The 26,740-nt window shown below is 62.1% G+C and carries 27 protein-coding genes; 9 read left to right on the plus strand and 18 right to left on the minus strand.

What is annotated here, in order from left to right; translation table 11 throughout:
- Positions 1 to 26: 26 nt before the first annotated feature.
- Positions 27 to 950 carry a LysR substrate-binding domain-containing protein gene (locus AAHK20_RS26430; RefSeq protein WP_449184430.1) on the minus strand — a complete coding sequence of 308 codons (924 nt, stop codon included), beginning with the start codon at positions 948 to 950 and terminating at the stop codon, positions 27 to 29.
- Between the two features lie 110 nt (positions 951 to 1,060).
- On the opposite strand from AAHK20_RS26430, the gene gtdA reads away from it, so the two are divergent.
- The 4 genes from gtdA to AAHK20_RS26450 are packed head-to-tail and all read left to right on the plus strand — an operon-like array spanning position 1,061 to position 4,765.
- Entirely contained in the window at positions 1,061 to 2,110 is a 1,050-nt protein-coding gene (gtdA, locus tag AAHK20_RS26435) for a gentisate 1,2-dioxygenase (RefSeq protein ID WP_449184431.1), read from the plus strand.
- A 45-nt stretch (positions 2,111 to 2,155) separates the two neighbouring features.
- The gene (locus tag AAHK20_RS26440) at positions 2,156 to 2,854 is read left to right on the plus strand and encodes a fumarylacetoacetate hydrolase family protein (RefSeq protein WP_449184432.1); all 699 of its coding nucleotides are present in this window, start codon (positions 2,156 to 2,158) and stop codon (positions 2,852 to 2,854) included.
- 31 nt (positions 2,855 to 2,885) lie between these two features.
- On the plus strand, positions 2,886 to 3,527 hold the full coding sequence (maiA, locus tag AAHK20_RS26445) for a maleylacetoacetate isomerase (protein ID WP_449184433.1): 642 nt from the start codon (positions 2,886 to 2,888) through the stop codon (positions 3,525 to 3,527).
- 29 nt (positions 3,528 to 3,556) lie between these two features.
- Positions 3,557 to 4,765, plus strand: a complete 1,209-nt coding sequence (locus tag AAHK20_RS26450; RefSeq protein WP_449184434.1) for a 3-hydroxybenzoate 6-monooxygenase — start codon at positions 3,557 to 3,559, stop codon at positions 4,763 to 4,765.
- Positions 4,766 to 4,832: 67 nt separating this feature from the next.
- Here the strand turns inward: AAHK20_RS26450 and wrbA are convergent, their stop codons facing one another.
- From wrbA to AAHK20_RS26470, 4 genes are all read right to left on the minus strand, one after another.
- Positions 4,833 to 5,432, minus strand: coding sequence for an NAD(P)H:quinone oxidoreductase (gene wrbA, locus AAHK20_RS26455; protein WP_449184435.1), 600 nt, complete (start codon positions 5,430 to 5,432; stop codon positions 4,833 to 4,835).
- 204 nt (positions 5,433 to 5,636) lie between these two features.
- The gene (locus AAHK20_RS26460; protein ID WP_449184436.1) at positions 5,637 to 6,083 is read right to left on the minus strand and encodes a hypothetical protein; all 447 of its coding nucleotides are present in this window, start codon (positions 6,081 to 6,083) and stop codon (positions 5,637 to 5,639) included.
- Positions 6,084 to 6,303: 220 nt separating this feature from the next.
- Entirely contained in the window at positions 6,304 to 6,810 is a 507-nt protein-coding gene (locus AAHK20_RS26465; RefSeq protein ID WP_449184437.1) for an Imm42 family immunity protein, read from the minus strand.
- 2 nt (positions 6,811 to 6,812) lie between these two features.
- Positions 6,813 to 7,988: a hypothetical protein gene (locus AAHK20_RS26470; RefSeq protein WP_449184438.1), complete on the minus strand. Its 1,176-nt coding sequence runs from the start codon at positions 7,986 to 7,988 to the stop codon at positions 6,813 to 6,815.
- 580 nt (positions 7,989 to 8,568) lie between these two features.
- On the opposite strand from AAHK20_RS26470, the gene AAHK20_RS26475 reads away from it, so the two are divergent.
- Positions 8,569 to 9,273 (plus strand): hypothetical protein, encoded by a 705-nt coding sequence (locus tag AAHK20_RS26475; RefSeq protein ID WP_449184439.1) that lies wholly within the window; start codon positions 8,569 to 8,571, stop codon positions 9,271 to 9,273.
- Positions 9,274 to 9,285: 12 nt separating this feature from the next.
- On the opposite strand, the gene AAHK20_RS26480 is transcribed toward AAHK20_RS26475, so the two are convergent.
- The 11 genes from AAHK20_RS26480 to AAHK20_RS26530 form a co-directional block, all read right to left on the minus strand.
- Complete coding sequence (locus AAHK20_RS26480; RefSeq protein WP_449184440.1) at positions 9,286 to 9,651, minus strand: response regulator; 366 nt, start codon at positions 9,649 to 9,651, stop codon at positions 9,286 to 9,288.
- A gap of 24 nt (positions 9,652 to 9,675) precedes the next feature.
- Positions 9,676 to 10,629: a chemotaxis protein CheX gene (locus AAHK20_RS26485; RefSeq protein WP_449184441.1), complete on the minus strand. Its 954-nt coding sequence runs from the start codon at positions 10,627 to 10,629 to the stop codon at positions 9,676 to 9,678.
- Between the two features lie 24 nt (positions 10,630 to 10,653).
- Positions 10,654 to 11,193 (minus strand): hypothetical protein, encoded by a 540-nt coding sequence (locus tag AAHK20_RS26490; protein ID WP_449184442.1) that lies wholly within the window; start codon positions 11,191 to 11,193, stop codon positions 10,654 to 10,656.
- Positions 11,190 to 11,924, minus strand: coding sequence for a methyl-accepting chemotaxis protein (locus tag AAHK20_RS26495; protein WP_449184443.1), 735 nt, complete (start codon positions 11,922 to 11,924; stop codon positions 11,190 to 11,192). Before AAHK20_RS26495 ends, AAHK20_RS26490 begins: the two co-directional genes overlap by 4 nt.
- A 61-nt stretch (positions 11,925 to 11,985) precedes the next feature.
- Complete coding sequence (locus AAHK20_RS26500) at positions 11,986 to 14,400, minus strand: ATP-binding protein (RefSeq protein WP_449184444.1); 2,415 nt, start codon at positions 14,398 to 14,400, stop codon at positions 11,986 to 11,988.
- 265 nt (positions 14,401 to 14,665) lie between these two features.
- Positions 14,666 to 15,340: a response regulator transcription factor gene (locus AAHK20_RS26505; protein WP_449184445.1), complete on the minus strand. Its 675-nt coding sequence runs from the start codon at positions 15,338 to 15,340 to the stop codon at positions 14,666 to 14,668.
- 171 nt (positions 15,341 to 15,511) lie between these two features.
- Positions 15,512 to 16,264 (minus strand): maleate cis-trans isomerase family protein, encoded by a 753-nt coding sequence (locus AAHK20_RS26510; protein ID WP_449184446.1) that lies wholly within the window; start codon positions 16,262 to 16,264, stop codon positions 15,512 to 15,514.
- Between the two features lie 24 nt (positions 16,265 to 16,288).
- Positions 16,289 to 17,605 (minus strand): MFS transporter, encoded by a 1,317-nt coding sequence (locus AAHK20_RS26515; RefSeq protein WP_449184447.1) that lies wholly within the window; start codon positions 17,603 to 17,605, stop codon positions 16,289 to 16,291.
- A 201-nt stretch (positions 17,606 to 17,806) separates the two neighbouring features.
- Positions 17,807 to 18,691 carry a LysR family transcriptional regulator gene (locus AAHK20_RS26520; RefSeq protein WP_449184448.1) on the minus strand — a complete coding sequence of 295 codons (885 nt, stop codon included), beginning with the start codon at positions 18,689 to 18,691 and terminating at the stop codon, positions 17,807 to 17,809.
- Between the two features lie 42 nt (positions 18,692 to 18,733).
- Complete coding sequence (locus tag AAHK20_RS26525; RefSeq protein ID WP_449184449.1) at positions 18,734 to 19,699, minus strand: D-2-hydroxyacid dehydrogenase family protein; 966 nt, start codon at positions 19,697 to 19,699, stop codon at positions 18,734 to 18,736.
- 72 nt (positions 19,700 to 19,771) lie between these two features.
- Positions 19,772 to 20,722, minus strand: a complete 951-nt coding sequence (locus AAHK20_RS26530) for a GlxA family transcriptional regulator (RefSeq protein WP_449184450.1) — start codon at positions 20,720 to 20,722, stop codon at positions 19,772 to 19,774.
- 119 nt (positions 20,723 to 20,841) lie between these two features.
- Between AAHK20_RS26530 and AAHK20_RS26535 the strand changes: the two genes are divergently transcribed.
- From AAHK20_RS26535 to AAHK20_RS26550, 4 genes are all read left to right on the plus strand, one after another.
- Entirely contained in the window at positions 20,842 to 21,639 is a 798-nt protein-coding gene (locus AAHK20_RS26535; protein WP_449184451.1) for an SDR family NAD(P)-dependent oxidoreductase, read from the plus strand.
- A 54-nt stretch (positions 21,640 to 21,693) separates the two neighbouring features.
- Positions 21,694 to 22,455 (plus strand): SDR family oxidoreductase, encoded by a 762-nt coding sequence (locus AAHK20_RS26540; RefSeq protein ID WP_449184452.1) that lies wholly within the window; start codon positions 21,694 to 21,696, stop codon positions 22,453 to 22,455.
- 100 nt (positions 22,456 to 22,555) lie between these two features.
- Positions 22,556 to 22,963 (plus strand): nuclear transport factor 2 family protein, encoded by a 408-nt coding sequence (locus AAHK20_RS26545; protein WP_449184453.1) that lies wholly within the window; start codon positions 22,556 to 22,558, stop codon positions 22,961 to 22,963.
- A gap of 26 nt (positions 22,964 to 22,989) precedes the next feature.
- On the plus strand, positions 22,990 to 23,712 hold the full coding sequence (locus tag AAHK20_RS26550) for a hypothetical protein (RefSeq protein WP_449184454.1): 723 nt from the start codon (positions 22,990 to 22,992) through the stop codon (positions 23,710 to 23,712).
- Positions 23,713 to 23,796: 84 nt separating this feature from the next.
- Here AAHK20_RS26550 and katE2 read toward each other — a convergent pair whose 3' ends face one another.
- Both katE2 and AAHK20_RS26560 read right to left on the minus strand, forming a co-directional pair.
- Positions 23,797 to 25,236, minus strand: a complete 1,440-nt coding sequence (gene katE2, locus AAHK20_RS26555; RefSeq protein WP_449184455.1) for a catalase KatE2 — start codon at positions 25,234 to 25,236, stop codon at positions 23,797 to 23,799.
- Between the two features lie 227 nt (positions 25,237 to 25,463).
- Positions 25,464 to 26,648, minus strand: coding sequence for a thiolase family protein (locus AAHK20_RS26560; protein WP_449184456.1), 1,185 nt, complete (start codon positions 26,646 to 26,648; stop codon positions 25,464 to 25,466).
- Between the last annotated feature and the right edge of the window lie 92 nt (positions 26,649 to 26,740).

A 26,740-nucleotide genomic window follows, 5' to 3' on the forward strand; every position in this document is an offset into this window, starting at 1 on the left:
ATGCATTGTCAAGGATCATTGGGAAATCACGGCTGAGCATCGGCGGTCGCGCTGGCTCGCAAGCAGTCCAGCGCGGCGGAAACCGCGGTGCGGCTGAGGCTGTCGGGGCGCCAGTACATCGACACCGAGCCGAAGCCGGCAAGCTGCACGGGCAGGATCCTCACCGCGTTCATCCGCTCGAAACGCAGCGCGCCCCGATGCGACGCGACGCCAAGGAGGTCGGTGTGATTGAGAAGCGTGATGTTGAGCAGCGACGAATTCGATTCCACGCTACGGCTCGGCAGGGTCTGTCCGGCGGCTGCGAGTGCGGTCTCGAACGCGGTGCGCACGGGCGTGCCGCGAGGCCAGACGATCCACGGGTACGCGAGCAGGTCTTCCCAATCGACTGCGCCCTTCTCCGCCAAGGGATGCTGCGGCCGGCACACGAAATGAATCGGCTCCATGTAGAGGACCTCGGCTTCGATCTGCGGGTCAGCATTGTCCGGGGCCGAACGGCCGACGACGATGTCCAGTTCGCCGCGCACGAGTTGCGGAATCAGCTGGTTCATCGTGCTTTCGACAAGGCGCACCTGCGCTCGCGGCAGTCGCTCCAACAGCCGCGACACGGCGAGCGGCACCGTATCGCCGGACGCGACGCCCGAGGTGCCGATGGTCACGAGCCCGCTGCCGCCGTCGAGCAAGGCCTGCATGTCGTCGCGCGCGCCGTCGAGATGCGCCTCGATGCGCCGGGCGTGCTCGATCAGCGATTCGCCGAAGGCAGTCGGCCGCAGACCCCGCGCGTGCCGCTCGAACAGCGGCAGTCCGACATCCGCTTCAAGCTCCTTGAGCCACTTGGAGAGCGCGGGTTGCGTCGTGTTGAGGGCCGTCGCGGACTGGCTGAGGTTGCCGGTCTCGGCGAGGCTCACCAGGACCTGCAGATGCCGCAGGCGCAATCGATAAGTCCAGTCCATCGAGCCCCCCTCTTAGGTATATCCAAAACAATATGGATCAGAGCAATTCTTCATTTTACGAGGTATAGCTCGCGGACGTATAAATCAAGCAGACGCCTTAGGAGACATCGATGCCCGCCGACGCAACCGCGCGCGAACAACGCGCCGCCTACTACAAGCTGATCGCGCATCAGCAGATGGCCCCACTCTGGGAATCCCTCCACACCCTGGTGCCCCCTCGACCGAAGCCGCAAGCGCAGGCCGCGATTTGGCGCTACGCACAGATTCGCGATCTGGTGATGCAGGCCGGCGCGGTCATCAGTGCGGAGGAGGCGGTGCGCCGCGTGCTGGTGCTGGAGAATCCGGGGCTCCCGGGCAAGTCGAGCATCACGCCGAGCCTTTACGCGGGACTTCAATTGATCCTCCCGGGCGAGATCGCGCCGAGTCATCGTCATACGCAATCGGCCCTGCGCTTCATCGTCGAAGGCCGTGGCGCATGGACCGCGGTCGACGGCGAACGCACGACCATGCGTCCCGGCGACTTCATCATCACGCCGTCATGGACGTGGCACGACCACGGCAACCCGTCCATCGAGAATGGCGGCGAACCGGTGGTCTGGCTCGACGGGCTCGATATTCCGCTCGTCGCGAGTCTCGATGCTGGCTTTGCCGAGACCTACCCGGAAGCGACGCAGCCCGTCACGCGCGCCGAGGGCTACAGCTTTGCGCGCTTCGGCCACAACATGGCGCCGGTGCGGGAGCGCGTTTCGAACCCCACCTCGCCTATCTTCAGTTATCCGTACGAACGTAGCCGCGAGGCGCTCGACACGCTCTATCGCCACAGCGAGCTCGACGCGTGGGACGGCGTGAAGCTGCGCTACGTGAATCCCACGACGGGCGGCTGGCCGATGCCGACGATGGCGACGTTTATGCAGTACCTGCCCGCAGGCTTCAAGGGCCGAGCCTCGCGCAGCACCGACGCCACTGTGTATTGCGTTGTCGAAGGACACGGCACGGTCAACATCGGCGGCGCTGAGTTTGCATTCGCGGAGCACGACGTGTTCGTCGTGCCGTCGTGGCAAGCGGTGCAGTTGTCGGCGCAACGTGAAAGCGTGCTGTTCAGCTATTCCGACCGGCCCGTGCTCGCTGCGCTGAACCTGCTGCGCGAAGAGCGCATCTGAACGCGTTCTCTCTTTTTCTAATTCTGTACGAGCGAGTCGATCATCATGGCATTTGTTTTCCCGCCCGAAGCCCCCATTGGTATTCCCGTCGTCGGCAGTGACGACCAGTTCGCGGTGCGCCGGGTCTACTGCGTCGGCCGCAACTACGCAGCCCACGCGCGCGAGATGGGTTTTGATCCGGACCGCGAGCCGCCCTTCTTCTTCTGCAAGCCCGCCGATGCCGTGGTGCCGGTCGCGTACGGCGAAACGCTCGAGCTGGCTTATCCGGCGCAGACGCAGAACTACCACTACGAAGCGGAACTGGTCGCGGTCATCGGCAAGGGCGGCTCGGACATTCCGCTGGCTCAAGCGCTCAACCACGTCTGGGGCTATGCCGTCGGCGTCGACATGACGCGGCGCGACTTGCAGATGAAGATGCGCGAGATGGGCCGCCCGTGGGAAATCGGCAAGGCGTTCGACCGCTCGGCGCCAATCGGTCCGATTCATCCGGCCAGCTCGGTCGGTCATTTCGAGCAAGGCGCGTTGTGGCTGACCGTCAATGGCGAAACGAAGCAGAAAAGCGATGTGTCCCATCTGATCTGGTCGGTGGCTGAAACGGTCAGCGATCTGTCCAAGTACTTCCGCCTCGAGCCGGGCGACGTGATCTTCACCGGCACGCCGGAAGGTGTCGGCGCAGTGAAGCGCGGGGACGTGATGGCCGTCGGCGTCGAACGTCTCGGCGAATTGACGGTGCGCATCGTTTAAACCGTTTAAACCGAACCAGGCGGACGCTATCGTGCAGCTTCATAGCTTTTTCAATAGTTCGACGTCCTGGCGTGTGCGCATTGCGCTCGCGCTCAAAGGGCTCACCTACGACTATCTTCCGGTCGACATTCGTGCCGGCGCGCATCGCGAGCCGGACTATGTCGACCATGTCAATCCATCGGCGGCGGTGCCCGCGCTCGTCGACGACAACTTTCGCCTCGGACAGTCGCTCGCCGTCATCGAATGGCTGGACGCGCAGTATCCGGAGCCTCGGCTGATTCCGCTCGAACTCGACGCACGGATCCGTGTACTCGAATTGTCGTATCTGATCGCTTGCGACATTCACCCGCTCAACAACCTCCGCGTGCTGCGCTACTTGCAAGACGTGCTGCGCGTGACGCCGGAACAGAAGGATGCGTGGTACCAGCACTGGATCGCGCAAGGCATGGCCGGGGTGGAACGCTTGCTCGCGCGATACGGGCACGGCCCGTGGTGCTTCGGCGCGGCGCCCACACTGGCCGATTGCTGCCTCGTGCCGCAAATCGGGAACGCGCAGCGCATGGGCTGCGATCTCTCCGCCTATCCACGCAGCCTGGCGGTGTACCACCATGCGATCGAGCACCCGGCGTTCGAGATTGCACAGCCGGCGCGTCAGCCGGACTACAAGGCCTGAGGCTGCGGGCTTGAAGCAAGGAGACAAACATGAGTGAGACAAGCAAAGGCACACGCCGCGTGATCGTAGTCGGCGGCGGCATCGGTGGCCTCGCCGCAGCGCTAGCGCTGGCCCGGCAGAACATCAGCGTCGAATTGCTGGAACAGGCGCCCGAGATTGGCGAGATCGGAGCAGGCATCCAGCTCGCGGCGAACGCGTTCAACGCACTCGACGCGCTCGGCGTAGGCGAAGCGACCCGCCGTCGCGCGGTCTTCACCGACTATCTGAAGCTGATGGACGCCGTCGACGCCAGCGAGGTCGTGCGAATCGACGTCGGCGCACCATATCGGCAGCGCTTCGGCAATCCCTATGCCGTGATCCATCGCGCGGATATTCACCTGTCGATCCTCGAAGCGGTTCGCGAGAGTCCGCTGATCCAGTTCCGCACCAACACGCAGGTGCAGGCGATCGAGCAGGATGAACACGGCGCGACCGTCATCGATCAACGCGGCACCCGCTATCGCGCCGACGCGGTCATCGGCTGCGACGGCGTCAAATCCGCGGTGCGCGCCGCGCTGATCGGCGACGAGCATCATGTGACCGGGCACGTCGTCTATCGCGCGGTGGTCGACGTCGAGAACATGCCGCCGGATCTGCAGATCAACGCGCCGGTGGTCTGGGCCGGGCCGCATTGCCACCTCGTGCACTACCCGTTGCGCGGCGGCAAGCAGTACAACCTCGTCGTGACGTTCCATAGCCGGCAGCAGGAGCAATGGGGTGTCACCGACGGCAGCAAGGAGGAAGTGTTGTCGTATTTCGAGGGCATTCATCCGTTGCCGCATCAGATGCTGGACCGCCCGACCTCGTGGAAACGTTGGGCCACGGCCGATCGCGATCCGGTCGAGCAGTGGAGCGTGGGCCGGGTCACGCTGCTCGGCGACTCGGCGCATCCGATGACGCAATACCTCGCGCAAGGGGCCTGTCAGGCGCTCGAGGATGCGATCACGCTAGGCGCCGCGGTCGAAGCGGCCGATGGCGACTTTGAGGCCGCGTTCAAGCTGTATGAAAGAGCGCGCATTCCGCGCACCGCGCGGGTGCTGTACTCGGCGCGCGAGATGGGCCGGATCTATCACGCGAAGGGCGTGGAGCGCCTTGTGCGCAACTCGCTGTGGATCGACCGCACGCAGGAGCAGTTCTACGATGGGTTGCAGTGGCTGCACGGATGGCGTGCAGAGGATTGTCTGAAAGGTGTCGTCTAGTTTGCTGCATGCGGGCCGGGGCCCGCATGCAGCTCTCTCATAGATAGAGAGCGAGCCAGCGTAAGTTTCAGCCGAACAACTTGTTGGCTGTCTTGGCGATCAGTTCGCCCTGGTGGCGAGCGCCTTCGAGGTCGATCGCGCTCGGCTGGCGCTGACCTTGCGTACCCGCGACGGTCGTGGCGCCGTACGGAGAGCCGCCGACGATTTCGTCGATCGTCATCTGCCCTTGGTGACTGTACGGCAGGCCAACGATGGTCATGCCGAAGTGCAGAAGGTTGGCGATGATCGAAAACAACGTCGCTTCCTGTCCACCGTGCTGCGTGGCGGTCGACGTGAAAGCGCCGCCTACCTTGCCGTTCAGCGCGCCACGCATCCACAAGCCGCCGGCTTGATCCAGGAATGCCGCCATCTGCGACGAGATGCGCCCGAAGCGTGTCGGCGTGCCGACAACGATCGCATCGTAGTTGGCGAGATCGTCGACTACGGCAACCGGCGCTTGCTGGTTCAGCTTGAAGTGGGCGGCCTCGGCCACGCTCTGCGGCACCGTTTCCGGCACCCGCTTGACGTCGACCGTGGCGCCTGCCGAGCGCGCACCTTCGGCGACGGCTTCCGCCATGGTTTCAACGTGACCATACGAGGAGTAATACAGCACCAGAACTTTTGACATTTCTGCTCCTGTTTCTGTCTGCGGCGATGCCGCGATGGGAAGTGACGTGCTTGAGACAACGCGCACGACGAGTTTCATACACCCGTATAGGACCGTCGCCGATCGGTGAGGGTGCGGACTCAGCGTGCATGCTACTCCGCAATTCGGGGGGAGCGCGTGAAGCTCAAAGGCCGCTTGCCGCAGCGCCTCTTGCTTCTACCCCGATCAATCCGAATCACAACCGGCCATCTCGATGAATACCGCATTGCCTACATACGTTGTTTTATCGACGGTTCCAGGGCGCAGTACAGCGCAGGTGAGCGGCTGATCAAACAACAAGCAATCGTCGAGGTTGATCTCATACCAAGCCGCTCCCTGAAATTCTTCAATATCATCCTTCGTAGCTGCAAATCGAAAAACAGGTACAGACTCCCTCATGTTTAGCAAGTCGCACACTCTTGCAACAAAGAAATTCTCTCGCCCCTCGAATTGAAGCGCGTGCGCAAGATGAGTGGCATCGGCATCGAATATAGATTTGTCATCGATCCACCCGACCACCCAATCGCGCCTTGTTATCTCCTCAGCATTCAACCCACCGCTGTTCGAGAGAATCATCCTCACCTCAACCAAGGCACGAGCTTGTAGGTGCATCAACCTTTCACTTCGATCCATATCGGATCTCGTTCGTCGTACGGCCGTTTGCATTCTGAAATTCGATGGTCGTACGGCCGTCCTTGCTTGGGCGCAGTATCACCGCACTTCCACCATCCAATGTCCCGATGCTGACATCGCCTCGACCTGTGGATACGGTCTTCACATTTGAGCGTTGCATTACTAGGCACATCCCCCTGTGTATGGCCCACAGCCTCCACTTACCGGCGTTTCTAACTCGTCACTGGAATGTCTCCAACAGGCCATCGAGTTTTTCGCAGACCGAAGAAGCTATCGTATCGAATTCTCCTAGCGGTAACTCGATAGCCACCACGGTATTTCCTCCGTCCGCCGAACAAACAATCTTCGAAATCTCTCGCGCATCCACTAGGTAGATATGCCAAGCGTCGAAGATGTCAACGCGCGGACAAATGTCAAATTGTCCCGGCATTAACTCGGCAGGAATCAGCTTTGATATACCGTCGCCGCTTTCGTCCAAAGACTCCTGAATCAGGCGAAAAATTTCCTTCGTATCGCAAAGTGCCAGAGACGGTGCTGTACGGCTTCCTGCATCACCAATGATGTACTTCATCGAAAACAGGACATCACGCAATGAGGTTCCCTCATCAAAGCTCCCTACTTGTTCGCCACCGATCCAATAGCAAAATCTGCCAAACATCCACGCGCCACCAGGATCATCGTTCAAGTCAAATTCGATCCCGAACCTTTCTTTGTCGCCGTATAGCATACTTATTTCCTAAAGATTTTTAGGACGCTCGCTGGAACCTTCGAGGCCTGGATTGTCCCGCTAAAGTGGACCGTTCCAGCGTTGTCTGAGAAATATTGGTAATAGCCAGTTTCACCTTGCGCGTACCATGTTCCCATACCACCGCGTACCGCGCCGTTCTCGTATGCACTTCGAGCGTCTGACGGCTCTGGTGTTTTCCGAGGGTTGTACAACGGGTTGCTCGTATCGTGCGCCGGATTCGTTTGATACTTGGGCTTGACGCGCGCGTCGACATTGGACGGATTATATGGATCACCTGATAGCGCGGGGCTCGGGGTGTCATTACCGTCACCCGCTACCTTCGAAAGGATCGCATTACTAGGCACATACCCCGGCACGACCCTCGCCAACGCCCTCACCGCAGCCCCGGCCGGCGCCATCCCAGGACTTGCCCCCGGCGGTAACCTTCCGCCGACTCCCGCGATCGCATCCAGGGCGTTGGCAACACTCTGCAACGCCAGGGCCGTCTTTGACTGTGATGTCCAGTCGTCACTTCGACCACTCGCGCCCGTCAACTCATCTTCATCGGTTCGTGCGCGGCTTCCGCCCATCGTTGGCCAGATGCTCCCCGAGCGATCCGCCACCAACACCCCAGGCTTCGGCGCATGAAACTGTGCCCGAAACGGCTCCCCTGATAGCGGCGTACGGTTCGGCGTGCTCGTCCGCCAGCGCCGCTGAGTCACTTCATTCAAGTGCCGGACCAACGCACTGCCATTTTCTACGCTTTTCCACTGCCAACACAGTTGCCAGCGCCCGCCCCCAAGCACTCCGGCGTCTTCCACCCATTCGACCATGTTGCATTCGGTCCACCCCAGCACCACCCAGTGTCCGCAGTCAATTTGATCTCTGAGCCTTTGCAGTTGATTGACCCGTACCGCATGCTCGCGTACCGGTGCTCGGCGCCAATCCGAGTCGATCGTTTCGTTGAGGAAGTCGGCTAGCTCGTAGCCGTCGACATGCTCCCACTGACGCTCGATGTTCTGGTGCATCAGCGCCGCTTCCGCCTTGGACTCGATCGCGAGCCACGCACTGTTCGGATAGCGCACCCAGGACGCGTCTTCCGGCTCCAAGTCGCGCATGCGCATTAGCTTGGTCTGGGTATCGTACCTGCGCGCTCGCAGCCGCTTCGGCGCGCTCATCGGGCGCACCTCCTACATGATTCACGCCTCACATCCGGTTGAATGCGCCACCGCACCGAATGCAAGGGCGTCGCGCTATCGATCGAACGTGGCTCTACACAATCCAGATCATCCATCGCTTGCTCTCCATCTTTTTTATTTTTGGAGAACGAAACATATCCGATAGACCGCATCACCTCATATAGGAATTGTCCGAAACGCCAATCCTATGCATTCCGAATGCGGGTTAATCGCACAAGCGATTGCGCATGCTTCGAAGTGTCATCTCGGGAGGCGGCGACATTTCGCCGCCGGGGGGGGCGAATCCTGGGCTGATGCTGATACAGTCCGCAGCGATTTCGCTGGCAAAGGCCTTGCCGAGCTATGCAATCGGCAATGCGATCTTCAAGCCACGCGTTCAGTCATGAGCTTGCCGGTTTTCAAGCTGTGAAAGAAAACAGCAACTCGTGGCGATGAGCGACGCAAGCTGCGCGATGAACTGCCGAATCGCAAATGGTTCCGCAACCGCACTGAAGCCAAGGTGCACATCGAGCACAGGTAGAACCGACACTGGCTTTCAACAAACACGAGAATCATCTTGATGTATTCACTAGAAAAACTCGGCAAGTGTGTGCTGCTTGTGCTCGCATTGGGAATCGGGTGCGCAGAGGCAGCCCCGGATACCGAGAAAAAAATCCAAGGCGCGCCGATCTACAACCCCTACCCGGAATCCGCCCCCATCCATGCGAGCTACGCAAGACTCGCCATACGGTTGCGCAATGACCCAACCCTTCAGGCGTTCACGGCAAAAACGAAGCGCGAGGATGTATTTAGAAAAGGAACCGATTTGTCGCTCTATGGCCTGAAGAGGCTTGACGATGCATCGCTCGAGACCAGGATGAGAATTGTGTCCAAGATACTCGACGACGCAAGCGAAGCCGAGTGCGTGTCGATCATTCAGGGACCGTCATCAACACCGGGGCCCAGCGCAATGGACAAGGGCCTGATCGAGCTCAACCAAGCTGACGCCGATTTCTGGTTTACGCTCGCGGGCGACGCGGCGCTAGCCGAACTGCGACAAGATCGCATTCCTTCGGTTAAGCAGGAGGATGTTGACGAAGCCTTGTCCAGAATAATGGCGACGCTGTCTCCGCAGGAGACGCTGAAATTCCTTTCGGCGCTGCAAAACCTGCGCGCGGTCTCTCCTTCCGAAGCATGCTGGGCGATGCGCATCCTGTTTCGGGAAGGGACAGCGCTAGCCGAACCCTATCGCGCAGCGATTGCTAGGGCAGCCCTCCCTTATTGATTAGAACCGGCTTTAAGCCGCCAGCTTCTTAAACGTCTCCAACACCGCCTCGCCCTTGAACGGCTTCACGATCCAGCCCTTCACGCCCGCCGCCTTGCCGCGTTCCTTCATCGCCGGGCTGCTTTCCGTCGTCAGCATGATCACGTTGACGGTCTGATTCGCCAGCTCGCTGCGAATCTTCTCGACCATCGTCAGGCCGTCCATGTTCGGCATGTTCACGTCGCTCACGATGAGGCGAATGCCCGAGTCCGCCTTCAGTTTCGCAAGGCCGTCCTTGCCGTCCACGGCCGTTGCGACGTCGAGGCCGGCCTTCTTGAGAAAGCCCGCCACTTCGTCGCGCACCGTGCTCGAATCGTCCACCACCAATACCTTAGCCATGTCATTTCCCCTTGTTGCAGAAGCTCAAAATAGATCGAGTTCGCCCGCTTCGACGAGCTCGTCGACGTCCGCGGTCTTCTCCGAAAAATCTTCCGGCGACCAGCTCAGACTGAATACAAAACGTTGGTCGATCGTGACCGCCTGTCCGGTCGCTTCGTCCGTGAGGCGGTAGCGGAAGCACAGTTGTGGATTGTTCGACCCAAACGAGATATACCGGCGCCGATGGTTGACGAGCAGCGGCACCTGAATCTGGCTTTGTGCCGTTAGCGGCTGCTGGTCAAGAAAGCGGTTCTTGAACGCGCCCCAGATCAGGTTCGTCAGTTCGCCGAGCACGTTGTTGAGGTCACGAAAACCCGCCGGCACCTCGCCGCCGCGCGAAATCATCGCGAGCAGCGGCTCCTCGTCGGTCTGGATCAGCATGTAGCCGCGGCACCATGCGCTCTCGAGCGGAATCAGGCTGAACACCTCGCCGAAGATGATGCGGTCGCGCACGATGCTCGGCGTGTCCCACGTCACCGCGAGTCCGCGGAACAGGCTCGCGAGGCGCGCCTCGGTGATCTCCGAGATGCCGCGCACGAGCGCATTCGGAAAATCGAGGCTGAAGATGTACTCGTCGACGGCGGCGCTGAACGTCGCCATGTCGGTCGTATCGAAGCTCGCGCAGACGGCGTCGCGCAGCGCGGCGGGCAGCGCGTCGAACGCCGTGCCGGACGAGCGGCGCAGAATCACCGGCAGCTCCGGCCGCAGCGCATCGATACGCGCGGCGACCGCGGCGGCTTCGGTGACCGATCCGCCGTAATCGTCGCCGAGCAGCACGCCGCCCAGATCGATGTTCGAGCGCAGCACCGACGTCAGCCGGTGGCCGCGCGCGGTCAACGCGATCAGGTTGTGCTCGTCGCAGAAGCGCTTGAGCGCGGCGGCGTGGTCCGGATTGTCGTCGAGCACCAGCACTTTGCTGACGGGCCTGTTCGTATTCATCGTGTTTCTCGCGTGACAGGTAGATCAGAAGAGTTCGAGTTCGCCTTCGCTCTGGGTTTCTTCGACCACGTCGGCCCTGAAATCGAGCGGCGCCTTCGTGCAGACGCACAGCGTCACACCCAGTCGCGCCACGCCACCGATCAGCACGTCGTACGCCCAGACGTGGTCCGGTTTCAACTCGTCGACGTAGTCGACACAGCGGCTGCTCAACTCGTACGGCGTCGACATGCCGAGGTCCGGATAGTGCGCGACCAGTTGCTGGTTCATATAACCGCAACACAGGTTGCCAGTTTCGGTGAGCACCTCGGACAACGTGCGGCTCGTATCGGCGCCCAAGTAGTATTGGCGCGTGGTCTCGTCGTCGTGGAAATGCAGCACGAACAGCAGCCGGAACGCCATCGACGAGATCGTCAATACGAGCGCGCGCGGCCCGAGCGTGTCGCCGCGCCCTTGCGGATCGGCCACCGTGATCTCGCAGCTATCGCCCGCATTGGGTGCGAGACGCGAGCGCGCGGCCTGCGCGAAGATCGTCTCGAAGCTCTTCCTGGCGTCGTCGGTGATCACGCGGCAACCTGCTCGAGCTTCGACTGGAACTGATTCGCGAGCATCTCGACGCTGCCGAGCGACGCGGTGATCATCTTGCCGCCCGCCTGGATGTCCTGGAACGTCGCGGCGGTCGTCAGGTCATTGCGATGCAGGCTGTCGCGGTAGCTCTTCGACAACTCCTGCGAGCGCGACGCGAGCGTGCGCACCTCGCTCGCGACGATCGAGAAGCCGCGGCCGGCCGAACCCGCGCGCGCCGCTTCGATCGACGCATTCAGTGAAACGATCAGCACGTGCTGCACGATCGACGCCAGCTCGTGATTCTTCGCGTGCATGTCGCGGTTCTGCGCCATCAGCGAAATCATCTGCTCGTGCCACCGCTCGAACGTGATCGAGAGTCCCTTCAGGCGGGCCGATTCGCTCGCGATCCGCGCTGCGTGCTGCAGCCATTCGTCGTTCTTTGCCGTCGCGGCGGCGAGCGCGGTACGCAGTTCGCGCTGTTCGCTTTCGCTCCGATCGAGCTCGCTTTGCAGCCGTGCGAGCTCTTCCTGAAAGAGCGCCTCGCGCCGCTTGGCTTCCTCGGCCGCCTGCGCCTCGAGCTCGGCCGCGCTGCTGCGCGCACGATCCTGCAGCTCGGCGGCCAACGCCTGCTGCGCGCGAGCCGCGCGCCTCGCTTGCCAGCGATAGAACCCCAACGCGATGAGCGCGACGAGCGCGCCCCCGGCACAGGCCGCCACCAGATAACGTTCCATTACCACCTGCTCCGTTGCCCTGCTTTTACTTCGATGGTGACTTCGATTGTGACTTCGATGCCTACGCCGTCGCCGGCTGCTCGTCGCTCGCCGCCGCGCCCTTCGTCACGCCGTCAAGCTTCCCTGTCGTGCCGAGGCTGTCCACGGCCCAGTCTTCGCGCAGATAGACGATCGTCTGGAAGCGGCGATAGTCGGCGCCGGGGTGGTCGTCGGTGAAGCGCAGCTCGATGCGGCCCTGCTCGCGGCGCACGAAATCGCGCACCGCATCCATGCCGACGCCGCGTCCCGACACCTCGCTCACCGTCTGCGCGGTCGAGAAGCCCGGACGGAAGATGAATTCCGCGATCGCTTCGTCGCTCACCTGCTCGCCCTCGGCGAGCCAGCCATGCTCGATCGCCTGGCGACGGATCTTTGCGAGTGCGAGGCCGCGGCCGTCGTCGCTCACCGTGATCTGCAGCGCGTGATGGTCGACGCCGACTTCGAGATCGATCAAGCCCGCTGCCGGTTTGCCCTGCGCGACGCGCTCGGCGGCCGGTTCGATGCCGTGGTCGACGCAGTTGCGCAGCAGGTGCGTGAACACGTTGCGCAGCATGCCGGACGCCTCGTGGCGCACCCAGTAACCGTTGTCGTCGATGCGCACTTGCGGCGCTTCCTTGCCGAGCTCGTTCGCGAGCGACGGCAGCGACCCGATCACGCCGCTCAGCGCGTCGCCGAGGCTTTCGGTGCCCAGCAGGCGCAGCGTGCGGTACAGCGACTCGCGCATCGACAGCAACGCGTGCGTGTCCGCCGGATCGGCGCTTTCGAGCAAGCGCAGTTGCTGCTGGATGTGCTCACGGTCCACCATCAGGTAACCGCCGGCGCTGGCCTGCTGCCCTGCACCTGCACCCGCGCCCGCACGCTTGCGGCCGAGACTCACCTCGTTGATCGTCGCGTAGCTTTCGAGCGCCGACCTGACGCGCTCGAGATCGGAGATCAACAATTGCTGGTCCCACAGCTCGCCGCCCTGCTCCTGACGCAGCGCGTCGTAGCGCTGCTCCGTCTCGTGGACGATGCTGGTCAGGTGCTGGAAGCTATAGGTGCGCGCATTGCCCTTCACCGTGTGCATGTTGCGGAACAGCTTCGCGACCGCTTCGTGGTCGGGCACGTCGTGCTGGCGGATGATGTGTTCGTTTTCGTGGATGAAGCTGCTCGAGCTCTCGACGAACTGGTGGAACTTCTCTTCGCTCACCGCGAGAATCTCGCCGATCATTTCCAGGCGGCGCTTCTGCTCGCCCGCTTCCGCGGCGAGCTCGCGCAGCTCCGTCACGTCGCGCACGCACAGCATCAAGCGCGCGACGATGTCGTTCTCGTCGGTGATCGCCGACCAGCTCAGGTCGAGGATCTTCACGCGGCCATCGGCCATCGTCTTCGCGATCTCGTTGACGAGCAGATGCTCGTTGAACGCGAAGTTCATGCTGTCTTCGCCAAGGCAGGCGTCGAGCGCGGCTTCGATTTGCGAGCGCGCATCGCTGCCCACGTCCGTGCCGTCGAACACGAGTTCGAGGAGCGGCTTCCCGGCGATCTCTTTGGTTTCGAAGATCGCCTCCAGAAACGCCGAGTACTCCGGGTGCACGACGCCACCGTCGACAACCGTCAAAATGCCCTGCTGCATGTTCTGCAGCATCGCCTGGATGTCGGCGGTCTTCTGCTTCAGTTGCACGGAGCTTTGCTGAATCTTTTCGATCATGCCGTTGAACGCGACGATCGAACAGCCAATCTCGTCCATGCGACCGACCGGCACGCGGCGCGTGAAGTCCTGGCTCGTTGCGATCTCGCTCATCTCAGCCTGCATGCTCGACAGCGGCCGCGTGATCTGGCGATACAGCAGCAAGCTGATCCCGATCAGCAGCGCGATCGCCGCGCCGGTCGCGCCGGCGATGCCGGTCGTCGTGGTCGCGAGCGCGCCATTGAGCGCAGCGATCGCGTCGTCCTTCTGGCGATTCTTTTCGATGCGCAGCGTCTCGACGATGCCTTCGAGCTCGTCGCGATACTGCGCGACGTTCGCGAACAGGAACGCTTGCGCGAGCTCGTTCTTGCCGGCCGCCTTCATCTGCGCGGTTTGGTTGATCGCATCGAAATAGTTGGCGAGGCTTTCGCGCGCCTGCGCGACGAGACCCGTCTGCGCCTGGCCGCGCGCCGCTTTCGCCTGCACGTCGAGCGCGGCTTGCAGCGACGCCTGCTTGCTCTTCAACTGGTCTTGAGCCTGCTGGACCATGTTGGCGTCGGGTGCGTACACGAGCGTCATCGTCGCGAGCTGCACGTCCTTCACTTCCGACACGAGATCGGCGGAGGCGAGCGCGCTGGGCACGACGCCCTGGGTGACTTGCCGTACATCGACGGCGCTGTTGCGCGTCTGAAGAACCGCGTAGGCGCCGATCGCGGAGAGCGCGAGCAGCATCAAAACGACGAGCAAGGTAATGCGGTGGCGGATGGTCATCTGTGTTCCCCGAAGTCGAACTTCTACAACTCGACATTCGCCTGTGTTTGGCGAGCGGCCCATGTGTTTGTATTTGATTGGGCGCGGGGATTATCGTGGACGGACTGTGACAGACACGTGTCCAATCACGCGCAAACGTAGGGGTATTCGTCGATTCGATAAAAAGACTCCTTACCGAGATTTTATTTGCGGCTGCACCCTAAAGTTTGGCTCGGAGCATGCCGATATGCATGCTCCGATGCTGCCCAGCCGAGTCTGATCGCAATCAACCGAACACGTACCCGGAACCGCGAATCGTACGGATCATCGAACGCTCTCCGCAAGTGTCTACTTTCTTGCGCAAGCGCCCGACATGCACGTCGATGCGATTCGTGCCGGGATCGAAGCGGCAGTCCCAGACGCCCTCCAAAATCATCGTGCGTGTCAGGATTTTTCCGGCGTGCCGCATCATGAATTCGAGCATGCGCCACTCGGTGGGCTGCAGCTTGAGCTCACGCTCGCGACACCTCGCTTTGTGCCGTATGAGGTCGAGTTCGAGTGCCCCTTGGCGCAGCAGCGTTTCGCTTTTCGCGACCCGATTACGCCGACGCAGCAGCACTTCCACGCGCGCGGACAGTTCTTCTGGCGAGAACGGCGCCGGCAAATAGTCGTCGGCGCCCGCACGCAATCCCTGAATGCGCTGATCGACCTCCGACATTGCGCTCATCATCAACACCGGCGTCTCCATGCCGATGCCGCGCATCGTCGTGACGATCGCCAAGCCGTCGAGGTCGGAGAGACTCTGCTCGAGCGTCACCAGGTCGTACTCGCCCGCCAGCGCCTTCGCCAGTCCCTCGCGGCCCGTGCGGGCGCGGTCCACGGTCAAGCCGCTCGCGGCGAGCGCACGCACGACGTCCCGAGCGATCCGTTCGTCGTCTTCGATCGTCAATATCTTTGCCATGTCTTTTATCCGCTTTTGTCCGGCAGCCGCGTGCAATAGCACGGAGGCTTCACTCAAGCAAACACGGCGACATGTGCGTTTATTCCCGTCTACGGGTCGAAAAAAAATCGCGCCGCCTGATCACCAGGCGGCGCGAAACCGTTCTGTTGAGGAACGGGACTAGAAGCGGGCTTAAAAGCGGCCCGACAGCAGATAACCGGCGTTCGGCACTTGCGCCTTCAATCCCAGCGTCTTGAGGATGCGATAGACGGTCGCTACCGATGCCGACAGCACCGGCTTGCCGAGCCGGTCTTCGACCGCTTGAATCGCGGGCAGCGACGGCATCTGCACACAGGCGGACAGCACGACGGCGTCAGCCTGGCTGATATCGAGCCGATCCGCGTGAGCGATCAGATTCATCGGATCAAGACGGCCGACAGCGAGGTTGTCCGACACTTCCAGGCTGATCGAATCGGTCACCTGGATGTCTTCGCTTTCGATGTAGTCGACGACCTGTTGCGTCAGCGGCTTCATATACGGCGTGATGATCGCGACTCGCTTGAACCCCATCGTCTTCACGCCTTCGACCAGGGCGCCGGCCGAGCTGATGATCGGCGTGGGCGCGCCATTGCTTTCGACCGTCGCTTTCAGGCGCGATTCCGACACGCGGTGGTACCCCGCGCCCTGGCACATGATCGCGACGAGGCACGCATAGGCGAGCACGTCACAGCGCGCGTCGCTGAGTTCGAGCGCGCAGCGGTCGCTATCCACGTCCATCTTCTTCAGTTCTTCCGGCGTGACGTGCATCATGCGCATGCGCGCCGAATGGAACGTGAAGCGCTCGTCGGGGAACAGTTCGTAGCGCGAGGTCAGCATGGCCGGAATTTCCGTTTCCATCGTCGTATTGGAGCTGGGAACGATCTGGCCGATTCGATAGGTCTTCATGATGGGTACGCCAAGAGTTGAGAATCAGTTTCCGCTTGTGAGTTGAACGCCCTGCGTTTCCCGAAGCGTGAACACGAGAATCGCGGCGGTGACATAGGCAATGGAGGCGATGCAGTAAGTCGTCGTAAATCCGATCAGCGGAATCAAGGCCGGCACGAGCTTGATGCCTGCAATCGCGCCGACGCGTCCGAAGTTGAAGCAGAAGCCCGCGGCCGTCGAACGGATGCTGGTCGGAAAGAGTTCCGCGTACCACGCGCCGAACCCGCTGAAATAGCCGGTGAAAAATCCGAGCAGCGCCGACAGCGCGCCGATGATGACGATGTTCTGCGCGTTGAAGTCGAGCTTGCCGTTGGTGAGCGGAATCATCGTCGCGCCATAGGCGAATACGGGGACCGCAATCGCGATGCCGATAAAGAACCCCGCGAATGCCGCGCGGCGGCCGAAGCGCTCCGCGAGCGAGCCATACGCGAGATAGCCGAGCGTCGCGCCAATGCCTGTCCAGATCAGAAAGACCGGAGCCTGATCGATGCGCACGTGCAGCACGAACTGCAGATAGGTCGGCGTGAACGTGGTGATGATCCAGTACCCGTACATGCCGAGAATCGAGATCGTCAACGCGAGCAGTGTCGTGCGGCGGTACTGGGGCTGAAAAATCTGCAGCAGATTGCGTTTGCTCGCATGGTTCTTCAAGAACTCGCGATTTGCGAGCCACACGGGCGATTCCTTCACGAAGAAGAAAATGTAGACCGCCACGCAATACGCCGGTACTGCGGACAGCATGAAGAGCCGTCGCCACGAATCGGGATTGGACGCGTCGAGCAGCGTCCAGGCGAAGATCGCGGCCAGCAGGCTGCCGCCGGACCAGCCCGTTTGCATCACGGCGATCGCCTTTGCCCGGCCCGACGGCGGCCAGATCTCGCTGACGAGGGCCACCGCGGCGGACCACAACCCGCCTACGCCGATGCCCACCGCGAAGCGATAGACGTTGAGTTCCGCGATGCTGTGTGCGAAACCGCACAACAGGGTGCCGGTTCCGTAAGTGAGAACCGAAATCAGCAAGGTGCGCTTGCGGCCGATCTTGTCGGCGATATTGCCCAGGAAAAAGCCGCCGATGCCGGTCGCGAGGAGGAACCACGCGACCGTCGACACGACGTCGGCGAGCGATGCCGAAAACGTATGCGAGATGGCGAGAATGACAAAGCCGAACACGGTCGCATCGAGTGCGTCGAACAACCATGCGCCCCACGAACCGCTGAGCGTCACGTAACGCTGCAGGCGCGGCATGTCGGTTGAGGCGGCGTGGGCCGGCCGTGTTGTCTCCACTGCTCCAGTACTGTTCATTTATTTTCCACTGACGGCCGGGTCGACCGTGTTGATCCGAGAACTCGGATGCGCACGTCGGTGGGTGCAGTCAATGGGGGATTGGCACTGCGAACGCGCGTCGAGTGCCTTCATGCTAGGTAGAGGGGCTCGCCCTGTACATCAACGAATGGCGAGCCTGCCATCGCGAACCGTTATGGCAAGAGGGAGATGCCGAGCGCGTCAGTGGCTCGCGAGAAGGTGCTCGAAAAAGAGCCGGGCAACAGGCGACAGCGCATCCGCGCGGCGTACGCACACGACAAGCTCGCGCGTCGCCCACGCCTCGTCGAGCTTCAGCATGCGGGTGCCCGGCAAGCGGTACAGCTCCGCGTTGCCCGCAGGTAAAATGCCGACGCCCATGCCGGCTTGCACCATCTTGCACAGCGCGTCGTACGACGAGACTTCGACTTTCGCCCGCAGCGTTTTGCCGGCCTTGCTCGCCTCCGACAGCATCTGGAAGCGCAGATGCGTGCCCGCGCGCAGCACTACGTGTTCATGGTCGAGCGTTTCCGCAAACGCGACGTGCCGGCGACTCGCGAGCGGATGATCGGATGGAACGAGCACCTTGAGCTCATCGGTGCGGAACGGATGAACCTCAATGTCGGCGCTATGCGGCAGCCGCGTGAACACGCCGATCTCCGCGACGTTTTCCGCGACGCTCTCGGTGATCGCCAGGCTGTCGCGTTCGAGCAGCGAGATGTTGACGTCGGGATAGCGCTCGCTGAACGATTTGACGATGGGCGGCATGAAGGTCGAGATCGCCGAGATGTTGACGAGCACGCGCACCGATCCTCGCAGGCCATCCGAATAGGCCTTCATTTGCAGGACGATATTACGCATGTCGTCCAGCACATCGCGCGCGAGGATCGACAGATTGAGGCCGGCCGCCGTCGGCGTAATGCCCTTGTTGGTGCGCGTGAACAGCGGCGTGCCGAAGAGGTCTTCAAGTTCCTTTAGGCGCTTGCTGACAGCCGGCGCGGCGATATGTTCGAGTTCTGCGGCGCCGGCGATCGTGCCCTCGTCAACAACGCGCACGAATAGCTTCAGCGAAACAGGATCGAGCTTCAAAGCGCGCTCCCGCCGCCTTCACACGCAAAGATAGGTCCGACGTCAGCCATGTGCGGACGATTGCGTCTTATCGAGCCATTCGACGATGTTGCGCACGCTGTCGCCGTAAAACGTCTCGTACAACTCGCGCGACACGTAGCCGATATGCGGCGTGGCGAGCACGTTGTTCAGGGAGCGGAACGGGTGCGCCGGATCGAGCGGCTCGGTATCGTACACATCGATTGCGGCGCCTGCGATCTGCCCGCTCTTGAGGGCAGCGAGCAGCGCCGCCTCATCCACAATCGGGCCACGCGACGTATTGATGATGCGGCTCGTGGGTTTCATGCTGGCGAGTTCCGCGGCGCCAACCAGACCTTTCGTCCGTTCGCTCAAACGAACGTGGATCGATAGAAAGTCGGACGTCGAGAACAGCGTATCTTTGTCGACCAGCTCAACGCCTTTCGATTCCGCACGCTCGGCCGTCAAGTTCTGGCTCCAGGCAATCACATTCATCCTGAACGCCTGACCGATCACGCCGACCGCCGAGCCAACACGGCCGAGCCCAAGCAAGCCGAGCGTCTTGCCAGCCAGTTCTGTGCCGAGCGCGACCTGCCAGCCGCCTTCGCGCAAAGACTGATTCTCGACGGAGATATTGCGAGCCATGGCCAGAATCATCGACCACGCGAATTCGATGGTCGGAGTGGACGAGTAGCCCGTGTGAACGACCTCGATGCCTCGCTCAGCCGCCGCGTCCGTGTCGATCGACGCGTTGCCCGCGCCCGTCGAGGCAATCAGCTTGAGATTGGGCAGCTGCGCGAGGATCTCGCGCGTGAGCGGCGTGCGCTCGCGCATCACGCACAGCACATCGAACGGCTTGAGACGCTCGATCACTTGCGCGTCTTGCCCTACGTGATCATTGAACACCGTGATCTCCGCACGGTTGTTCAAGGGCGACCAGTCCGCCAGGTCGAGCGCGACATTCTGGTAGTCGTCGAGAATGGCAACTTTGACGAGGGATTGGCTAGGCATGGGTGGCATCCTCCAGGTATCGATGTGTGCATAAGCACCGGGTGACACCATCTTACGGCAAAACGAGACGGCTCACTCGACGTCCACACGCGCCTCGCGCCGCACCGCCTGGGGCGGCACGCCGAACCCGCGCACGAACGCCTCGCGCATATGACGCCGATCGCGAAAGCCGGTTTCCTTAGCGATGACTTCGAGCGGATGGCGGCTCTGTTCGATCATGAGCCGCGCCGCCTCCAGGCGCAAACCTTCGATGGCCTTGGCCGGAGACTGCCCGGTTTCGAGCGTGAAGACACGGCTGAACTGGCGCGGACTCAAATGCACGCTGTCGGCCAGCTCCTCCACCGTCAACGCCCGGCTCAGATTCTTGCGCGCATAGTTCAGCGCATTCTGAATACGATCGGACTTTGGCGCGAGATCCAGCATTTCCGAATGCTGCGACTGGCCGCCCGCCCGGCGGTGATGCATGACCAGCTTGTGCGCCACCGAACGCGCGATTTCCGGACCGAGATCCTTCTCCACCATCGCGAGCGCGAGGTCCAGGCCGGCCGTCATGCCGGCCGACGTCCAGATCGTGCCATCGACGATATAGATCCGGTCTTCCTCGACGCGGATGTCCGGAAAGCGCTTCTGCATTTCGCGCCCGAAATACCAATGCGTCGTGGCGCGCCGCTGCGCCAGCAAGCCCGCTTCCGCGAGCACGAAGGCGCCGGTGCAGATCCCGGCGATGCGCCTCGCGCGCTGCGCACCTTTGCGCAGAAACGCAAGAATCTCTTCCGGAGCCGGCGAAGTAAGCGGATCGTTCACTCCGGCGACGAACCACGTGTCCACGTCGACCTTCCCCCGCAACGGCCGCGTGCTGACTGCCACGTTGAGCGACGAGCGCACCTCGCCGCCGTCTATCGAGAAATTTTCCAGCGTGTAGAACGCCTCGCCCGTGGTCATGTTCGCGTACTCGAACACGGCCTGCGGCGCGAGCGCCATGATCTGAAAGCCGTCGCTCATCAGGAAGCCGATTCGGTGCATGTCCGTTGTCCTCCAGGCAATGTCCTAAATCATACCCCTCTACGTCATTTCCGTCATGACGGAACGAAGCCAGAATGCACTCACGGATTCACCAAAACCCTTCCCTAAGGAGTGACATCATGGTTCAGGCATATCAAGGTACGGCACTTGTCACCGGCGCGTCGTCGGGCATCGGGGCAGTCTACGCCGAGCGGCTGGCGCGCCGCGGCTACGACCTGATTCTGGTCGCACGCAACCGCGACAAGCTCATCACCCTCGCCGACCGCATCACGAACGAGACGCGCCGCAGCGTCGAGATCGTCGCCGCGGACCTCAACGATCGCGCAGGCGTTGCCGCCGTCGAAGCGAAACTGAAACAGGACGCCAGCATCACGCTGCTGGTCAACAACGCGGGCGTGGGTACGCACACGCCCCTGCTCGACAGCGACGTCGATGCGATGACGCGGTTGATCGATCTGAACATTACCGCGCTCACCTGCCTGACGTATGCCGCCGTCCCCGGCTTCATCGCGCGCGGCAAGGGCGCAGTCATCAACATTTCGTCGGTCGTCGCGATCTCGCCGGAAACGCTCAACGGCGTCTACGGCGGCAGCAAGGCGTTTGTGCTCGCGTTCAGCCAGTCGCTGCATCACGAACTCGCCGCCAAGGGCGTGCAAGTGCAAGCCGTACTGCCCGGCGCCACCGCCACCGACTTCTGGGAGATCGGCGGCCTGCCGGTCGAGCACTTGCCCGAGAGCATCGTCATGTCGGCCTCCGATATGGTTGACGCCGCGTTGATTGGCTTCGACCGCCGCGAACTCGTGACGATCCCGTCGCTGCATGACGGCGAAAAGTGGGCTGCCTATGAGGCCGCCCGTCAGGCGATGGCCCCGATTCTGTCGAACAAGGTTGTGGCCCCGCGCTATACGACGGCGTAATTTGGCGCGGATTTCGAGCCCGCTATCGATCAATCATACAAAGGATTGCTAATCATGAAACTCACCGGAAACACCATTTTCATTACCGGCGGCACGTCCGGCATCGGCCGCGCACTGGCAGAAGCCCTCAACAAGCGAGGCAACAAAATCATCGTCGCGGGCCGCCGCAAGGCACTGCTCGATGAGGTCGCGAAGGCCAACCCCGGCATCGACACCGTCGAACTTGATATCGGCAACGGCCAGCAGATTCGCGAGGTCGCCGCGCAATTGATCGCACGCTATCCGGCCTTGAACGTCGTGATCAACAATGCGGGCATCATGCCGTTCGACGACGCCGGCGGCGCACTCGACGACGAACAGGCCGTACGTCTCGTCGAAACGAACTTGCTCGGCCCGGTACGCGTTAGCGCTGCGTTCGTGGAGCATCTCAAGCAGCAGCCCGAGTCGACCATCATCAACAACAGCTCGGTGCTCGCCTTCGTGCCGATCGCGCAGACCGCGCTGTACTCGGCCACCAAAGCCGCGATTCACTCGTACACGCTGTCGCAACGCTTCATGCTGCGCAATACGAGCGTGCGCGTGCTCGAAATCGCGCCGCCCTGGGTCGACACTGACCTCATTCACAAGAGCGGCGACCCGCGCGCCATGCCGCTCGATGCATTCATCGCCGAAACGATGGAGCGCCTGGAAACCGCCACGACCGAGGTCATCGTCGACGCGGCCAAGCCGCTGCGCGATAACGCGGGTCCGAACGAGCACGCGTTTGTCGAGCAGTTCAATCAGTTCATCGTCGACAACCCGATTCCGGTCGAGTAAGGGCGATTTGCGCGCGGCGCCTCGGCCGCGCGCGACAGCCCGCGCACGAAGCCAGCGCTAATCATCCGACGCCTGTCTTTCATCGATAGCGAGATCAACCGTGAGCAAAACCACCTCTGAGCAGAACAAGGCCCTCGTCCTCGAGGCTTTCGACACGCTTTTCAACCAGCGCGACTATGCCGCCGCCGAGCGTTTCTGGTCCGACGAATACATCCAGCACAGCGCGCACATCGCGCCGGGACGCGACGGCCTGTTCAACCTGATCCGCAGCTTGCCCGCCACGCTGCGCTACGAGAACCAGGTGATCGTCGCGGACGGCGACTACGTGATCGCCCATGGCCGTTTCTCCGGACACGGACGGCCGCGGGCATGGATCGCCGCCGATGTCGTGCGCTTCGAGAACGGCAAGCTGGCCGAACACTGGGACGTGCTGCAGGACGAGGCGATGAAAGCGGAGTCGGTCAGCGGCCTGCCGATGTTCGGCGACACGTTCGCCAACGCGCAGTAACGCTCGCGCCATACAGGAAGAACGCAATGAGCACATTACTTGACGAGGCCGTGCGGGCGCACGGCGGCATCGACACCTGGGACAAGTTCCGCAGCGCAACCGCCGCGCTCGATACCGGCGGCGCCATCTGGCACCTCAAGGGCCAGCCCGATATGTTCATGGGCATCGAATTGGCTGCGGACCTGAAACGCCAGCACATCTCGATCACCGCGCCGGCAGCCGGCTGGCGCGGCACGTTCGCACCGGACGTCGTGCACCTCGACTCGCTGGACGGCCGCACCGCCGAGCAACGGCACGCACCGCGATCGGCGTATCAAGGCCACACCCAGATGACGCCGTGGGATCGCCTGCACGCGCTGTACTTCACCGGCTACGCACTCTGGACTTATCTGACGATACCGTTTCTCTACACGCTCCCCGGCTTCCAGACGGAAGAGCTGCCCGAATGGAACGAGAACGGTGAAGTCTGGCGGCGGCTGAAGGTCACGTTCCCGGATTCGATCGTCAGTCACAGCCGCGAGCAGATTTCCTACTTCGGCGAAGACGGCTTGCTGCGCCGCCACGACTACACCGTCGATGTGATGGGCGGGGCGCAAGGTGCGAACTACGCGTCGGACTACCGCGAGGTGCGCGGCGTCATGGTGCCGATGACGCGCCGGGTTTATGCCTACGACGAAGCGCGGCGTAAGGTCGACGAGCCGCTGCTGGTGTCGATCGATATTCGGAATATCGATTTCCACACGGAATAGACCCTTGCGTTGAGCAAGGTGGTCAGCGGCAGGCCGGTGACGCTCACCAGCCAGCCGCTGTTCCCTATTGAAAGCCGACGCTCGTCAGCCCTTCATTTCCAGCGCTGCGGCCACCCCGGCGCCGTAGGCCGGATCGGCCTTGCTGCAGTTCGCGATGTGCCGGCGCTTGATTTCCTCGGGCGCGTCTCCCATCGCGCGAGCCGTGTTTTCGAACAAGACCTTCTGCTGGGTCGGCGTCATCAGACGGAACAACGCGCCCGGCTGCGAAAAGTAGTCTTCGTCCGCGCGATGATTCCAGTGATCGGCCGCGCCTTCGACCGAGAGCGGCGGCTCGCGGAAATCCGGCTGCTCCTGCCACTCGCCATAGCTGTTAGGCTCGTAGCCGAGCGTGCCGCCATGGTTGCCGTCGACGCGCATCGGGCCATCGCGGTGATAGCTGTGCACAGGGCAGCGCGGCGCGTTGACCGGAATCTGATGATGATTGACGCCGAGCCGGTAACGCTGCGCGTCGCCATACGAGAACAGACGCGCCTGCAACATCTTGTCTGGAGAAAAGCCGATGCCGGGAACCACCTGCGCAGGATTGAACGCCGATTGCTCGACTTCGGCAAAGAAGTTCTCCGGATTGCGGTTCAGCTCCATGACGCCGACTTCGATCAGCGGATAGTCCTTGTGCGGCCAGATCTTCGTTAGATCGAACGGGTTGTAGGAAACCTTCGACGCGTCCTTCTCAGGCATGACCTGCACGGATAACGTCCACTTCGGAAAGTCTTTTCGCTCGATCGCGTCGTAGAGGTCCCGCTGGTGGCTTTCACGATCCTTGCCGATGGTCGCCTCGGCTTCGGCGTCCGTGAGGTTCTTGATGCCCTGCTGGCACTTGAAATGGAACTTGACCCAGTGCCGCTCGTTGGCGGCATTGATGAAGCTGAACGTGTGCGAGCCGAAGCCATGCATGTGGCGATAGCTGGAGGGAATGCCGCGCTCGCTCATCACGATGGTCACCTGATGCAGCGCCTCCGGCAGCGAGGTCCAGAAGTCCCAGTTGTTTCGCGCGCTGCGCATGTTGGTGCGCGGGTCGCGCTTGACCGCGTGATTGAGGTCGGGAAACTTGAGCGGATCGCGTAAGAAGAAAACCGGGGTGTTGTTGCCCACCAGATCCCAGTTGCCTTCCTCGGTATAGAACTTGACCGCGAAGCCGCGGATGTCGCGCTCGGCGTCGGCCGCGCCGCGCTCGCCGGCGACGGTCGTGAAGCGCGCGAACAAATCGGCCTTCTTGCCGACCGTGGAGAAGATCTTGGCGCGCGTGTACTTCGTGATGTCGTGCGTGACGGTGAAGGTACCGTATGCACCGGACCCTTTCGCGTGCATGCGGCGCTCGGGGATGACCTCGCGGTCGAAGTGAGCGAGCTTCTCCAGCAACCAGACGTCCTGCAGCAGTGCCGGACCACGCGGGCCTGCGGTCATCGTGTTCTGATTATCCACAACCGGACAGCCTGCGGCGGTGGTGAGCTTCTTCTCAGACATCGTTACCTCCTCGTGGAGTGAGTGAACGCAAACGACGGGAGCCCATGCTTGGACATCGATCTGCTCACACGGTCTCGACCGAAGAGTGGGCAGGATAGCACCATCATTTGCGCATCGTTGTAACGGATGCGTGAATTGTGAATTGACTGCTGAGAAGGATGTTCGTGTGAGAAAAGTCGACGGGCACACGTGCCCGTCGACTTCGCGCTTGTTGCGCAACCAGCGCTTTAGAACGCTTCCAAGGCGAGCGCAATGCCTTGTCCACCGCCGATGCAAAGCGTGACGACACCACGCTTGATACCGTCGCGACGCATCGAATGCACAAGACGCGTCGTCAGTACCGCGCCGGTCGCGCCAATCGCGTGACCGTGGGCAATCGCGCCGCCTTCGACGTTCACGAGCTCTTCGTCGATGCCGAGTTCTTTCGCGACGGCAAGCGGCACCACGGCAAACGCCTCGTTGATCTCGAAGCGTTCGACATCCGCCAACGACCACCCTGCCCGCGCGAGCGCCATTTGCACCGCCGGCACCGGCCCCAATCCGAACATGCCGGGCTCGACTGCCGCCACCCCGTACGACACCAGCCTGGCGATCGGCTCGATGCTCCGCGCCTCCGCAAAACCGCGCTCGGCCACGAGCATCGCCGCCGCGCCGCTGTTCAAGCCAGGCGCGTTGCCGGCGGTGATCGTACCGTCCGGGCGGAACGCCGGACGTAGCTTGGCGAGCGTCTCGAGCGTCGTGTCGGGACGCGGCTGTTCATCGCGATCGAAGCGGATCGGCTGCTTGCGGCCCTCGATCTCGACCGCCACCAGCTCCGCGTCGAAGAGCCCCTGCTGTTGCGCCGCCACGAAGCGCCGTTGCGAACGCTCAGCCCAGCGGTCTTGCGCCGCGCGCGTGATGTCGAGCTTCGTGGCGAGGTCTTCGGTGTGCCAGCCGGAATGCTTGCTCGAGAACGCGTCGTTCAGTCCGTCCGTGAGCATGCTGTCGATCACTTCCGCATTGCCCATGCGCTGGCCCCATCGGCCGCTCTGGAGCAGGTAGGGGGCGCGGTCCATATTCTCCATACCACCGGCCACCGCCGCGTCGCCGAATCCGAGCCAGATCTCCTGCGCCGCATTCGCGATCGCCTGAGCGCCCGAACCGCACACCCGGTTCACCGTGAGCGCGGGAATCTCTACGGGCACGCCGCCGCCGATTGCCGCCTGCCGGGCCGGATTCATCCGGTTGCCGGCCTGAATCACATTCCCCATCACTACGGACCCGATTTCTTTCGCGTCCAAACCGCTGCGCCGCAGCGTTTCGCGCACCGCTACTGCGCCCAGCGTCGTAGCCGGCACTTCTTTCAGCGTTCCGCCGAACGCGCCGATCGGCGTTCTCACCGGATTGCAGATCACCACTTCACGCGTACTCATCACTCTGACTCCTATTTTGTGTCACAAACACACCAGCACGTCACAAGCATGCATATGCACCTTATCACAACTATGCATATACACCCATTTAA

It is taken from the genome of Trinickia camelliae (genome assembly GCF_053525655.1).